Origin of the sequence: Streptomyces sp. NPDC001904 (assembly GCF_040297005.1) — a bacterium.
Taxonomy (GTDB): Bacteria; Actinomycetota; Actinomycetes; order Streptomycetales; family Streptomycetaceae; genus Streptomyces.
In genome coordinates, this window is sequence record NZ_JBEOYI010000040.1 from 34,675 (window position 1) to 47,334 (window position 12,660).

The 12,660-nt window shown below is 72.2% G+C and carries 13 protein-coding genes; 9 read left to right on the plus strand and 4 right to left on the minus strand.

Translation table 11 applies throughout. From position 1 onward, the window contains the following. Positions 1-11: 11 nt before the first annotated feature. Positions 12-638 carry a TetR family transcriptional regulator gene (locus ABT127_RS36595; protein WP_351460015.1) on the minus strand — a complete coding sequence of 209 codons (627 nt, stop codon included), beginning with the start codon at positions 636-638 and terminating at the stop codon, positions 12-14. 100 nt (positions 639-738) lie between these two features. On the opposite strand from ABT127_RS36595, the gene ABT127_RS36600 reads away from it, so the two are divergent. The 3 genes from ABT127_RS36600 (at position 739) to ABT127_RS36610 (ending at position 2,475) form a co-directional block, all read left to right on the plus strand. Then, positions 739-897 carry a hypothetical protein gene (locus tag ABT127_RS36600; RefSeq protein WP_351460018.1) on the plus strand — a complete coding sequence of 53 codons (159 nt, stop codon included), beginning with the start codon at positions 739-741 and terminating at the stop codon, positions 895-897. 44 nt (positions 898-941) lie between these two features. Then, a complete protein-coding gene (locus ABT127_RS36605; RefSeq protein WP_351460021.1) occupies positions 942-1,223 on the plus strand; it encodes a DUF4190 domain-containing protein in 282 nt (93 codons plus the stop codon). An 82-nt stretch (positions 1,224-1,305) separates the two neighbouring features. Then, positions 1,306-2,475 carry a cysteine desulfurase family protein gene (locus tag ABT127_RS36610; RefSeq protein WP_351460024.1) on the plus strand — a complete coding sequence of 390 codons (1,170 nt, stop codon included), beginning with the start codon at positions 1,306-1,308 and terminating at the stop codon, positions 2,473-2,475. Positions 2,476-2,519: 44 nt separating this feature from the next. Here the strand turns inward: ABT127_RS36610 and ABT127_RS36615 are convergent, their stop codons facing one another. Beyond that, a complete protein-coding gene (locus tag ABT127_RS36615) occupies positions 2,520-3,209 on the minus strand; it encodes an N-acetylmuramoyl-L-alanine amidase (protein ID WP_351460026.1) in 690 nt (229 codons plus the stop codon). An 89-nt stretch (positions 3,210-3,298) separates the two neighbouring features. Between ABT127_RS36615 and mnmA the strand changes: the two genes are divergently transcribed. Beyond that, a complete protein-coding gene (gene mnmA, locus ABT127_RS36620; RefSeq protein ID WP_351460029.1) occupies positions 3,299-4,447 on the plus strand; it encodes a tRNA 2-thiouridine(34) synthase MnmA in 1,149 nt (382 codons plus the stop codon). On the opposite strand, the gene ABT127_RS36625 is transcribed toward mnmA, so the two are convergent. Continuing rightward, positions 4,444-4,887, minus strand: coding sequence for a hypothetical protein (locus ABT127_RS36625; protein WP_351460032.1), 444 nt, complete (start codon positions 4,885-4,887; stop codon positions 4,444-4,446). The genes mnmA and ABT127_RS36625 overlap by 4 nt on opposite strands. A gap of 58 nt (positions 4,888-4,945) precedes the next feature. After that, entirely contained in the window at positions 4,946-5,275 is a 330-nt protein-coding gene (locus ABT127_RS36630; RefSeq protein ID WP_351460034.1) for a DUF427 domain-containing protein, read from the minus strand. A 75-nt stretch (positions 5,276-5,350) separates the two neighbouring features. On the opposite strand from ABT127_RS36630, the gene ABT127_RS36635 reads away from it, so the two are divergent. The 5 genes from ABT127_RS36635 (at position 5,351) to ABT127_RS36655 (ending at position 12,564) form a co-directional block, all read left to right on the plus strand. Then, positions 5,351-5,896 carry an LOG family protein gene (locus ABT127_RS36635; protein WP_351460036.1) on the plus strand — a complete coding sequence of 182 codons (546 nt, stop codon included), beginning with the start codon at positions 5,351-5,353 and terminating at the stop codon, positions 5,894-5,896. Positions 5,897-5,912: 16 nt separating this feature from the next. Continuing rightward, positions 5,913-6,611 (plus strand): SDR family oxidoreductase, encoded by a 699-nt coding sequence (locus tag ABT127_RS36640; RefSeq protein WP_351460038.1) that lies wholly within the window; start codon positions 5,913-5,915, stop codon positions 6,609-6,611. A gap of 37 nt (positions 6,612-6,648) precedes the next feature. After that, positions 6,649-7,656: a methionine synthase gene (locus ABT127_RS36645; protein ID WP_351460039.1), complete on the plus strand. Its 1,008-nt coding sequence runs from the start codon at positions 6,649-6,651 to the stop codon at positions 7,654-7,656. A 32-nt stretch (positions 7,657-7,688) separates the two neighbouring features. Continuing rightward, the gene (gene ligA / locus ABT127_RS36650) at positions 7,689-9,905 is read left to right on the plus strand and encodes an NAD-dependent DNA ligase LigA (RefSeq protein WP_351460042.1); all 2,217 of its coding nucleotides are present in this window, start codon (positions 7,689-7,691) and stop codon (positions 9,903-9,905) included. 229 nt (positions 9,906-10,134) lie between these two features. Continuing rightward, the gene (locus tag ABT127_RS36655) at positions 10,135-12,564 is read left to right on the plus strand and encodes a putative bifunctional diguanylate cyclase/phosphodiesterase (protein ID WP_351460045.1); all 2,430 of its coding nucleotides are present in this window, start codon (positions 10,135-10,137) and stop codon (positions 12,562-12,564) included. Positions 12,565-12,660 lie beyond the last annotated feature (96 nt).

The following is a 12,660-nucleotide window of genomic DNA, read 5'->3' on the forward strand; positions in this document are numbered from 1 at the left end:
AGCCTAGTTGCTCATGACGCGTCCAGCCAGTGCCTGCGTCCGAGGCTCACCAGCCGCAACTGCCGCTCCGCGAGGGTCGCCGCGCCGGGGAAGTCCGCCGGGGGAGTGGTGAGGAAGGCGGCGGCCGCCATCATCATGTGGTCCACGTACAGCCCGGCCAGCATCAGCAGGTCCTCCTCGCTCCACCCCGCCGACTCGGGATCCCGGCGCAGGGCCTCCCGCACCTCCTCGGCGAACTGCCCGAACTGGGCGGCGATCGCCTCGCGCACCCGCTGCACCCCGCCGTGCCGCTCGCGCGCGATGAAGCGCACGTGGGCCGGGTGGGCCCGCACGTGCGCGGCGATCAACCCGACGGTCCGCGCGATGCGTTCGTCGCTGTCCCAGGTCGCCGTCAGCAGCTCCGAGACGACCGCGTGCAGACTGCCGACCGCCTCCTCGACCAGCGCGGTCCCGAGATCGGCGATCGAGTCGAAGTGCCGGTAGAACGCGGTCGGTGCCACGCCCACGGCCCGGGTCACCTCGCGCAGCCCCAGGCTGCTGAGGCTCTGCTCCTCCAGCAGCTCCAGCGCCGCGTCGAGCAGCGCCTGCCGGGTCTTCTGTTTCTGCGCCTGCCGGCTGCCGAGGGTGGTGTGACTCATGTCATCCAGTTAACAACTGTTCTCCGTAATTGAACACCCGCGTGCGCGGTTAGACTCAATAGTCAGTGAACAGTTGTAACCCAACTCTGAGAGGTTTCCCGTGCTGTTCCTCGTAGCGGCCCTGCTGCTCCTGGGCTTCGCCCTCGGCGCCGTGGCCCACGCACCGCTGTCCTTCACGCTCGTGGCCGCCGCCGTCATCGGCGTCTGGCTGGCCGTCTTCGCCGTGCGCGAGCGCGGCCGCCGCCGCCACCAGCACTGAGCACGCGTCAGCCGATCGCATCAGTCGATTCAGGGGGTACCACCATGCAACTCACCGCACAGGCACCGGCCCGGCCGCGGCCCGTCGGACGCCGTGACACCGACGGCATGGCCGTCGCCTCGTTCGTCCTCGGCCTCGTCGGCCTGCTCGTCATGAACGTCTTCCTCGGTCCCGTCGCGATCGTCCTCGCGGGCCTCGCTCTGTGGCGCGGCACCACGCGCCGCGGCCGGGCCCTGCTGGGGCTCGGCCTCGGAGTCGCCGACCTCGTCGTGCTCGCCGCCCTCGTCGCCGCCGACGGCACGTTCTCCTGGAGCATCGCGGGCTGAGGCCCCCGGCGGGCCGCGCGTGGGAACGGGACCCCATGCGGCGGCCGACGAGCTCCGGCGGACTCGTAGAATCGTGCCCACCATGGCTTACCTCGACCACGCCGCGACCACCCCGATGCTTCCGGAGGCGGTCGAGGTGCTGACCGCCCAGCTCGCCGTCACCGGCAACGCCTCGTCCCTGCATGCCGCCGGACGCCGCGCCCGCCGCACGGTCGAGGAGTCCCGCGAGACCCTCGCCGAGTCGCTCGGCGCCCGCCCCAGCGAGGTCGTCTTCACCTCGGGGGGCACCGAGGCCGACAATCTCGCCGTCAAGGGCCTGTACTGGGCCCGCCGCGCCGCCGACCCGGCCCGCACCCGCGTCCTGTCCAGCCCCGTCGAGCACCACGCCGTCCTCGACGCCGTGCACTGGCTCGCCGAGCACGAGGGCGCCACCGTCGAGTACCTCCCGGTCGACGCGCACGGCCGCGTCCACCCCGAGGCGCTCCGGGACGCCATCGAGCGCAACCCCGCCGATGTCGCCCTGGCCACCGTCATGTGGGCCAACAACGAGATCGGCACCATTCAGCCGGTCCGCGAACTCGCCGACGTGGCCCAGGAGTTCGAGATCCCGCTGCACGCCGACGCGGTCCAGGCCTACGGCCAGATCCCGGTCGACTTCGCGGCCTCCGGCCTCGCGGCGATGACCGTGTCCGGCCACAAGATCGGCGGCCCGTACGGCATCGGCGCGCTGCTGCTCGGCCGCGAGTACACCCCCGTCCCCGTCCTGCACGGCGGCGGACAGGAGCGGCACGTCCGCTCCGGCACCCTGGACGTCCCCGCCATCGCCTCCTTCGCGACGGCCGGCCGCCTGGCGCACGAGCACCGCGAGACGTTCGCCCGCGAGATCGGAGCCCTGCGGGACGACCTGGTCACGGCGGTGCGCACCGCCGTCCCCGAGGCGATCCTCGGCGGCGACCCGGCCCCCGGCGGCCGCCTCCCCGCCAACGCCCACTTCACCTTCCCCGGCTGCGAGGGCGACTCCCTGCTCCTCCTCCTGGACGCGCAGGGCATCGAGTGCTCCACGGGCTCGGCCTGCACGGCGGGCATCGCCCAGCCCAGCCATGTCCTCCTCGCCACCGGCACCGCACCCGACCTGGCCCGCGGCACCCTCCGCTTCTCCCTCGGCCACACGTCGACGAGGGCCGACGTGGAGGCGGTCGCGAAGGCGATCGGTCCGGCGGCGGAGCGAGCCCGCACAGCCGGTCTGAGCTGAGCTGAGCTGAGCCGACCGCCCGAGCCGACTGCCTGAGCCGTCCGTCAGGCCTTGGCCGATCCCGGCCGCTTGGTCGTCCTGTACGCCGCCCGTACGAGCTTCATGTACCGGTCCCAGTCCCAGTGCGGCCCGGGATCGGTGTGGTCGGTGCCCGGCACCTCCACGTGCCCGATGATGTGCTTGCGGTCCACGGGTATCCCGTACCGTCTGCAGATCCCGGCGGTCAGTCTCGCCGAGGCCGCGTACATCGCGTCGGTGAAGTCCTCGGGCCGGTCCACGAAGCCCTCGTGCTCGATGCCGATGCTGCGCTGGTTGTAGTCCCTGTTCCCCGCGTGGAACGCGACGTCCAGCTCCCGGATCATCTGCGCGATGTGCCCGTCCTTGCGCACGACGTAGTGCGCGGACGCCCCGTGCCACGGATCCTTGAACACCTGGAGCGTGCCGCTGTAACTGCCCTGCGTGACATGGACGACGACCATGTCGATCGGGTAGTCCGCCGGCCGGTCTGCCCGCCGCCAGTTCGCCGCGGCCGCCGCCACCCACTCCGCGCCCTTGAAATCCACCGCGCCCGCGGTGCGCGGCTTGTCCACGCCGGGCATCTGCCACCACATCCGGGCGAGGTCGCCGCGCGCGAGCAAGCCCACACCGACGGCCGAGGCCACCCCACCGACGATCAAGGTCCGCCGGCTGACGCCCCGGTCGCGGTCCTTGCCACCCGACCCCTGCTTCCCCACGCGACGCCCCCGTCCCACCTTTCGCGTACATGTTCCATAACGGATATCGGAGCGATTCGGTTCCCGGCTCCCCGTACTCTGTTAGTGCTATGACTTCCCAGACTCCGCATGCCGCGCAGCGCCCCGCCCAGGACCGTCCCCTCCGTGTTCTCGCCGCCATGTCCGGCGGTGTCGACTCCGCCGTCGCGGCGGCCCGCGCCGCGGAAGCCGGTCACGACGTGACAGGCGTCCACCTGGCCCTGTCGGCGAACCCGCAGTCGTTCCGCACCGGTGCCCGCGGCTGTTGCACCATCGAGGACTCCCGCGACGCGCGCCGCGCGGCGGACGTCATCGGCATCCCGTTCTACGTCTGGGACCTCGCCGACCGCTTCCGCGAGGACGTCGTCGAGGACTTCGTCGCCGAGTACGAGGCCGGGCGCACCCCGAACCCCTGCCTGCGCTGCAACGAGAAGATCAAGTTCGCCGCGCTGCTCGACAAGGCGCTGGCCCTCGGCTTCGACGCGGTCTGCACCGGCCACTACGCGCAGGTCGTCGTGGGTGACAACGGCGTTCGCGAGCTGCACCGCGCGACGGACATGGCCAAGGACCAGAGCTATGTGCTGGGCGTCCTGGACGACCGCCAGCTCGCCCACGCCATGTTCCCGCTCGGCGACACCGAGACCACCAAGGACGAGATCCGCGCGGAGGCCGAGCGCCGCGGCCTCGCCGTCGCCAAGAAGCCCGACTCCCACGACATCTGCTTCATCGCCGACGGCGACACCCAGGGCTTCCTGGCCTCCCGCCTCGGCAAGGCGGAGGGCGACATCGTCGACGAGTCGGGCGCCAAGCTGGGCACCCACGAGGGCGCGTACGGCTACACCATCGGCCAGCGCAAGGGCCTGCGCATCGGCACCCCGGCCCCCGACGGCAAGCCCCGCTACGTCCTGGACATCTCCCCGGTGGACAACACGGTGACGGTGGGCCCGGCGGCGGCCCTCGACGTGTCCGCCCTCACCGCGATCAAGCCCCGCTGGTGCGGCGCGGCCCCCACGGGCCCGGGCACCTACACGGCCCAGCTCCGCGCCCACGGCGGCGAGACCGAGGTGACGGCGGAGCTGGTCGACGACGAGCTGCGGGTGTCGTTCGACGCCCCGGTGCGCGGCGTCGCACCCGGCCAGGCGATCGTGCTGTACGACGGCACGCGCGTCGTCGGCTCGGCCACCATCGCGACCACCGACCGGGCGACGGCGGTCGCCTAACCCTTGACCCGGCCCGCCAGATAGTGGTGGAGCACCCCGGCGAGATCGGTGCTCCACTGCGTCGCCAGTGAGCGGCGCCGGGCCCGGACCCGGCACTCGTAGACCGGGCCGTCCGTCATCACCGCGGTGACGTACAGGCCGTCCGGCACGGGCTGGAACCGCACGGTGCGCACGTACGCCCACGGGAGGTCGATTCCGTGCGGCCCCTGCTCGAAGTGGACGCCGTCGGCGTCGACCACCAGTCCGTTGTGCTCGTCGGCGGCGATGAATTCGGGGCCCGTCGGTCCCGGCCCGGGGCCCACCGCCGGGGGCACGGACGGCGGCGGGGGGAACGCCGGCGGATGCGCGGGCGGCGGCGGGACGGACGGCGGCGGACCGAAGCCGCCCTGGGAGACACCCTGCTGCCCGTCGCCGTACGTCATGACGGTCCCGCCCTTCACCTCGCGCAGTGTCTCTGCGTGTCCCCGTATTCGACCACGGCCCCGGCAGCCGCGGCCGCTAGACGGCGTCGACCTGGGTCTCGTAGAAGCACAGGTGGCCCTTGATGGCGGCCACCCCGGGCTTCGGCTCCTCGTACGCCCAGACCAGGTCCTGGGCGCCGGGCAGCGACCAGTAGGAGGCGTGGCCCTTGAAGGGGCAGTACGTCGTGGTGTCCGACGGGGTCAACAGCTCGGTCCGCACATCCTCCGGAGGGATGTAGTGCCGCTCCGGACAGCCGGTCTCCCTCAGCAGCAGCGCCCGCGTGCTGTCGGCCAGCACCTCCCCGTCCCGGACGACGCGCACGCGCCGTGCATCCTGCTCGATCGTGATCGTGTGTCCTTCAGCCATGACTGTGTCAGCGCTCACAGCGGGCGGGTTCTTCCCGGTGCGGCCGCCCGATCGCGGACCCGTACCGTGAACACCATGAACATCTGCGTCTTCCTCTCCGCCGCCGACCTCGACGACCGCTACACCGGCCCCGCCCGCGAATTCGCCGAACTGCTCGGCAGGGGCGGGCACACCCTGGTGTGGGGCGGCAGCGAGAGCGGGCTGATGAAGGTCGTCGCCGACGCGGTGCACGAGAGCGGCGGGGGACTGGTCGGGGTGTCCGTGGAGTTCCTCGCCGCCAAGGCCCGGGCCGTGACCGCGCCCGACGAGATGGTCGTCGCCGCCGATCTCGCCGAGCGCAAGCGGCTGCTCATGGAGAAGGCCGACGCCGTCGTGGTCATGGTGGGCGGCACGGGAACGCTCGACGAGGCCACCGAGATCCTGGAGCTGAAGAAGCACGGAAAGACCGACAAGCCCATCGTGCTGCTGAACTCGGCGGGGTTCTACGACGGCCTGAAGGAGCAGTTCCGGCGCATGGAGGACGAGGGATTCCTGCCGATCCCCCTCGCCGACCTGGTGTTCTTCGCCGAGGAGCCGGTCGGTGCCCTCGCCTACCTCGAAGAGTCGTTCGGGCAGCAGTAGTGCGAGCATGGCGCCCATGACCAGCACAGCCACTCATGTGATCACCGGCGCCGGTTCCGGCATCGGCGCCGCCGTCGCCCGCCGACTCCACGCGCGCGGGGACGCTCTCGTCCTCCACGCGCGCGACGCGGGCCGCGCCAAGGAACTCGCCGCCGAGTTCCCCGGCGCCCGCACCCTCGTCGGCGACCTGGCCGACCCGGACAAGCTGTCCTGGGCGTTCTCCCACCAGTCGCTGCCCGACCGGGTCGACTCGCTGCTGCACATCGCCGGCGTCGTCGACCTGGGGCCGGTGGGCGAACTGACCCCGAAGACCTGGCGCCACCAGCTCAACGTCAATCTCATCGCCCCGGCCGAGCTGACCCGGCACTTCCTGCCCCAACTCCGGCTCGCCCAGGGCCACGTGGTGTTCGTGAACTCCGGCGCGGGCCTGCGGGCGAGCCCCGACTGGTCCGCGTACGCCGCCTCCAAGCACGGCCTGAAGGCACTCGCCGACTCGCTGCGCCAGGAGGAGCACGACAACGGCGTACGGGTCACGTCCGTCTACCCCGGCCGCACCGCCAGCCCCATGCAGGCCAAGGTGCACCAGCAGGAGGGCAAGGAGTACGACGCGGCCCGCTGGATCGACCCCGAGTCGATGGCCACCACCATCGTCATGGCCCTCGACCTCCCGCGCGACGCCGAGGTCAACGACCTGACGGTCCGCCCGGGACGCTGACGACCGGGCTCCCGGCCCCGTTACGTACCCTTCGTGGGTGAGCGAAAAGAGCGACTTCAAGTGGGGACCGGCGACCGGCGTCGGGTCGATGCCCGGCGGTGACGCCCGGGAGGCCGCCAAGACCGTCACCGGCAGCTTCGAGGACTTCCCGTTCCTCGCCGAGCTGCCCGCGCGCGGGCCGGGCGCCGACATGATCGGCAGGACCGCGGGGCTGCTCGTCGACCTGTACGCGCGCGTGGAGCCCAGCGGCTGGCGGATCGGCGACCGGCCCGGGCGCGACACCAGGCGCGCCCGGTCGTGGCTGGGCGAGGACCTCGACGCGCTGGAGGAGTTCACCCAGGGCTACGAGGGCCCGCTCAAGGTGCAGGCCGTCGGGCCGTGGACGCTCGCCGCCGCGCTGGAACTGCGCAACGGCGAGGCCGCGCTCTCCGACCCCGGCGCCTGCCGCGACCTCGCGGGCTCCCTCGCCGAGGGCCTGCGCACCCACCTCGCCGACCTGCGCCGCCGTGTCCCCGGTGCCCAGCTCGTGCTCCAGCTCGACGAGCCCTCCCTCATCGCCGTCCTGCGCGGACACGTCAAGACCGCGAGCGAGTACCGCACCCACCGCGCCGTCGACCGCCAGGTCGTGGAGAGCGCCCTGCGCGACGTCCTCGGCGTCCACACCGACGGACCCGCCGTCGTCCACTCCTGCGCCCCCGACGTCCCGTTCGCACTGCTGCGCCGGGCCGGCGCCGACGCGATCTCCTTCGACTTCTCCCTCCTCACCGAGCGTGACGACGAGGCGATCGGTGAGGCCGTCGAATCCGGCACCCGGCTCTTCGCCGGTGTCGTGCCCGGCGTGGACGCTCCATTGTCGGACCCTGCCGGTAGCGTCATGGGTGTCAGGACGCTGTGGCGCAGGCTGGGGCTGAATCCGGGGTCGCTCGCGGAGTCGGTCGTGGTCACGCCGTCGTGCGGACTCGCGGGCGCGTCGCCCGCGTACGCCCGTGCGGCGCTCGCCCACTGCGCCCGGGCGGCGAGATCACTCGCGGACAACCCTGAGTGACCGGGGACGAAGGTAAACGGGAGGACGAGAAGGTGGCTGCCGCAAGCGCTGGAAAGAAGGCGGAGACCGAGAGCTCCGTGCCCGCGTCGGCGCGGGACGAGCACGCCCGGCTGGCCGAGCAGATCGAAGAGCACCGCTTCCGGTACTACGTGAAGGACGCGCCGGTCGTCTCCGACGCCGACTTCGACAAGCTGCTGCGTTCCCTCGAAGCCCTCGAGGAGCAGTACACCGAGCTGCGCACCCCCGACTCGCCGACCCAGAAGGTGGCCGGTCACTACGCGACGGAATTCACGTCGGTCGAGCACCGCGAGCGCATGCTCTCGCTCGACAACGCCTTCGACGACCTGGAGTTGGCGGCCTGGGCCGAGCGGGTCCACAAGGACGTCGGCGCGCCCGGCTACCACTTCCTGTGCGAGCTGAAGATCGACGGCCTCGCGGTCAACCTGACGTACGAGCAGGGGCGGCTGACCCGCGCGGCCACCCGTGGCGACGGCCGCGTCGGCGAGGACATCACGCCCAATGTCCGCACGATCGCCGAGATCCCGCACCGCCTGGAGGGCGACCGCGTCCCGGAGCTCGTCGAGATCCGCGGCGAGGTCTTCTTCCCGATGGACAAGTTCGAGGAGCTGAACGCCCGGCTGGTCGAGGCCGGCGACAAGCCCTTCGCCAACCCGCGCAACGCGGCGGCGGGTTCACTCCGCCAGAAGGACCCCCGGGTCACCGCGAGCCGCCCGCTGCACATGGTCGTGCACGGCATCGGCGCCCGCGAGGGCTTCGACATCGACCGCCTGTCGCAGGCGTACGACCTGCTGCGCGAGTGGGGCCTGCCCACCGCGAAGCACAACAGAGTGGTCGACGACCTCGACGGCGTACGGAAGTTCATCGCGTACTACGGGGAGAACCGGCACTCCGTCGAGCACGAGATCGACGGCGCCGTCATCAAGCTCGACGAGATCCCGCTCCAGGGCCGGCTCGGCTCCACCGCGCGCGCCCCGCGCTGGGCCATCGCCTGGAAGTTCCCGCCCGAAGAGGTCAACACCAAGCTGGTCAACATCCGGGTCGGCGTGGGCCGCACCGGCCGGGTCACCCCGTACGCGCAGGTCGAGCCGGTGACGGTGGCGGGCTCCGAGGTCGAGTTCGCGACGCTGCACAACCAGGAGATCGTCAAGAAGAAGGGCGTGCTCATCGGGGACACCGTCGTCATCCGCAAGGCCGGTGACGTCATCCCCGAGATCCTCGGCCCGGTCGTCGACCTGCGCGACGGCAGCGAGTACGAGTTCGTGATGCCCGCCGACTGTCCCGAGTGCGGCACACCGCTGCGGGCCATGAAGGAGGGCGACATCGACCTGCGGTGTCCCAACGCCCGCACCTGCCCCGCCCAGTTGCGCGAGCGGCTGTTCTATCTGGGCGGCCGCCAGTGCCTGGACATCGAGAACTTCGGGGCGGTCGCCGCCGCCGCGCTCACCGCCCCGCTGGAGCCCGCCGAGCCGCCGCTGACCGATGAGGGCGACCTGTTCGACCTCACCATCGAGCAGCTGCTGCCGATCAAGGCCTATGTCCTCGACCCCGACAGCGGTCTGCCCAAGCGGGACCCGAAGACCGGCGAGGACAAGGTCGTCACGGTCTTCGCCAACCAGAAGGGCGAGCCCCGGAAGAACGCGGTGTCGATGCTGGAGAACATCGCCGCCGCCAAGGACCGCCCGCTCGCCCGCATCATCAACGGCCTCTCCATCCGGCACGTGGGCCCCGTCGCCGCCGAGGCGCTGGCCCGCGAGTTCCGGTCCATCGACCGCATCGATCAGGCCACCGAGGAGGAGCTGGCCGCCACCGACGGTGTCGGCGGGATCATCGCCACCTCCGTGAAGCAGTGGTTCGCCGAGGACTGGCATCGGGAGATCCTGCGGAAATGGCGTGAGGCCGGTGTGCGTACCGAGGAGGAAGGGACCGGCGAGGACGAGGGGCCGCGTCCGCTCGAAGGCCTCACCGTCGTCGTCACCGGCACGTTGCAGAACTTCACCCGGGACGGAGCCAAGGACGCCCTGCAGACCAGAGGTGCGAAGGTGACAGGTTCCGTTTCCAAGAAGACGTCCTTTGTCGTCGTCGGGGACAACCCGGGATCCAAATACGACAAGGCCATGCAGGTGAAGGTTCCGGTTCTGGACGAGGACGGCTTCGCCGTGCTGCTCGAACAAGGCCCCGACGCCGCCGCCGAACTGGCGCTTCCCGCCGAACAACCGACTGGGGAGTAGCGGTTGAAGGCCACCCGTTCAGCGCATATCAGATGCATACGGGTGGCCGGGTCGCATTCGGGTATCCACGGCCGGGCGCATCCGTCTGGTGCCCGTGGAAGCCTTCTGCGGCCTACTGTTGAGGGTGTGCGCCTGCCGTGTCCTGCTGCGGATGGGGCAACCTCCGCTCCGCAGAAGCCAGGGGAGCGGGCTGCGGACATGGGCACCGCCGGCTGTGAGAGGGACGGGAATGGAACCGACCGAGAGCGCCGCCCCGGACTCACGACTGCGTCCGCGCCGGCGGCTGCGGCGCGGCACGGCCCGACGCCCCGACGAGGGCGGCGGGGACAGCGACAGCGGTCACGGGGAGAGCGAACGCGGTGGTGTGGTGAACTGGCGCAATTGGTGGCGTGAGAGCGGGCTGGGCCTCGCCCGGCTCGGTGCGGACCGGACCCGGGGCGGCCGGGCGGCCTACGGCATCCAGAGCCCGCCGGGTGTGGAGCCGCAGGGCACCGGCCCCCGGACCGAGGGCACGACCGTCCTCCCCGCCGAGCGGCCCCCCGCCGCGCTGACCGCGGGCGGCCACGTCGGCGTCGCCACCCCCGCCCAGAACCACCACGGCGGACCGGCCGACAGCGCACGGGCGACGGCGCTCCCGCTGCTGCCCGGCGCGGTCGTCGCGCTCGCCGCCGTGGTCCTCGCCGCCGGGTTCTACCGGGCGTTCACCGGGAACCACGCGCTCTTCCCGTCCGGCGTCGTCGGCTGGTCCCTCGCGATCCTCACGGGCATCATCGTCGGCCACCTCGTCGCCCTCGGCCGCGACCGCTGGTGGGGCGGCACCGGCTCCGGCGGGGCGCTCACCCTCGCCGTCCTGCTGCTGTACGGCTGGGTGCCCGCCGGGATGGTCAGCCTCACGGTCGTCGTGCTCGTCGGCGCCGCCCGCAGACACCGCTGGCGCCAGGGCGTCCTGCACGGCGCGATCGACATCCTCGGCATCGGGGCGGGCGCCCTCGTGCTGGCCGCGTTCGGCCGCGTACCGTCCGTCGAGACCCCGTGGAAGCCGGAGACCTGGGACTTCTACACGGCCCCCGAGATCGCCCTGGTGACGGCCTCGTACCTGCTGGTCACCCGGCTCCTGCTCTACTACGTGCACGCCCCGCGCAGTTCCGGCCTGCCGAAGGTGGACCGCACCGCGCTCGTCCGGCAGGGCCTGGTCGGGGTCGCGCTGCTCGGCATCGCGCCGCTGGTGTGCGTCGTCGCCGTCGCGCTGCCCGTGCTGCTGCCGCTGTTCTCGATCCCGCTGATCGCGCTCGACTCCACGCTCTGGATCGCCCGCGCCCGCGCCGAGGAGCAGCTGCGCGACCCGCTCACCGGACTGCCCAACCGCCAGTGGCTGCTGGAGCGCACCTGGACCGCGCTCGACGACGCCGAGCGGATCGGTGCCCGCAGCGCGCTCATGCTGATCGACCTCGACCGGTTCCGGTCGGTGAACGACACGCTCGGTCACCTCGCCGGCGACCGGCTCCTGCTGCAGATCGCGGACCGGTTGAGAGCCGCACTGCCGCGCGGAGCGGAGGCCGCCCGGCTCGGCGGGGACGAGTTCGCCGTGCTGCTGCCGGTCGCCGACTCGACGACGTCCGCGTCCCGGGTCGCCCGCGGTCTGGTCGCCGCCCTCGGCTCGCCGCTCGACCTCGACGGACTCACGCTGGTCCTCGAAGCGAGCGCGGGCCTCGCCGTCTTCCCCGACCACGCCCTCGACGCCGAGGGGCTGCTGCGCCGGGCCGACGTCGCGATGTACCAGGCCAAGCGGGACCGTACGGGCGTCGAGGTCTACGAGTCGAAGCGGGACTCCAACACCCCCGACCGGCTCGGTCTGCTGGGCGATCTGCGGCGCGCGCTCGACGCGGGCGACGTGGAGCTGCACTACCAGCCGAAGGTCCGCTTCGACGGACAGGTGGCCGGTCTCGAGGCGCTGGTGCGGTGGGTGCATCCCGAGCGCGGGAAGGTTCCGCCTGACGAGTTCATCGCCATCGCCGAGTCCTCCGGTCTGATGCCGCACCTGACCGAGTACGTGCTGGAGACCGCGCTGGCCCAGGTCGCGCGCTGGCGTGCCCAGGGGCTGTTCGTGCCCGTCGCGGTCAATGTGTCCCCGCGCGACGTGCACACCCCCGGATTCGCGGGCGCGGTCGCCGCGCGGCTCGCCCGGCACGGGGTCCCGGCCGGGTCCCTCCAGCTGGAGATAACGGAACACGTGCTGCTCGAGGACCCGCAGCGGGCCGCCGACACCCTGGCCGGGCTGACCGGGCACGGGGTGAAGATGTCGCTGGACGACTTCGGCACCGGGTACTCGTCGCTGGTGCATCTGCGGCGGCTGCCGGTCAGCGAGCTGAAGATCGACCGGTCCTTCGTGGCCCGGCTCGCGGTGGACACCGAGGACGCGGAGATCGTGCGCTGCACCGTCGATCTGGCGCACTCGCTGGGCCTGCTCGTCGTCGCCGAAGGGGTGGAGGACGACGAGACGTGGGAGCGGCTGAGGGATCTGGGCTGCGACGCGGTGCAGGGGTGGCTCGTCGCCGCCGCCATGCCGCCCGACGAGACCACGGCGTGGCTCCGGGCCCGGGGTGACCGGGGCTGGCAGCGGGCCGCCACCGTGGCGCTGCCCGGCGCCGACGACGTCTGATCCGCCGTCGTCCGGGTGCCGCTCTCGTCGTGGCTTCTCGCGCAGTTCCCCGCGCCCCTGAGGGCGAGCTCCGCTCGCTTCAGGGGCGCGGGGAAC

Coding starts and splice junctions, on each gene's coding strand:
- ABT127_RS36595 (WP_351460015.1), bottom strand. CDS start 638: ATGAGTCACACCACCCTCGGCAGCCGGCAGGCGCAGAAACAGAAGACC.
- ABT127_RS36630 (WP_351460034.1), bottom strand. CDS start 5,275: ATGGCTGAAGGACACACGATCACGATCGAGCAGGATGCACGGCGCGTG.
- ABT127_RS36635 (WP_351460036.1), top strand. CDS start 5,351: ATGAACATCTGCGTCTTCCTCTCCGCCGCCGACCTCGACGACCGCTAC.
- ABT127_RS36605 (WP_351460021.1), top strand. CDS start 942: ATGCAACTCACCGCACAGGCACCGGCCCGGCCGCGGCCCGTCGGACGC.
- ABT127_RS36610 (WP_351460024.1), top strand. CDS start 1,306: ATGGCTTACCTCGACCACGCCGCGACCACCCCGATGCTTCCGGAGGCG.
- ABT127_RS36640 (WP_351460038.1), top strand. CDS start 5,913: ATGACCAGCACAGCCACTCATGTGATCACCGGCGCCGGTTCCGGCATC.
- mnmA (WP_351460029.1), top strand. CDS start 3,299: ATGACTTCCCAGACTCCGCATGCCGCGCAGCGCCCCGCCCAGGACCGT.
- ABT127_RS36655 (WP_351460045.1), top strand. CDS start 10,135: ATGGAACCGACCGAGAGCGCCGCCCCGGACTCACGACTGCGTCCGCGC.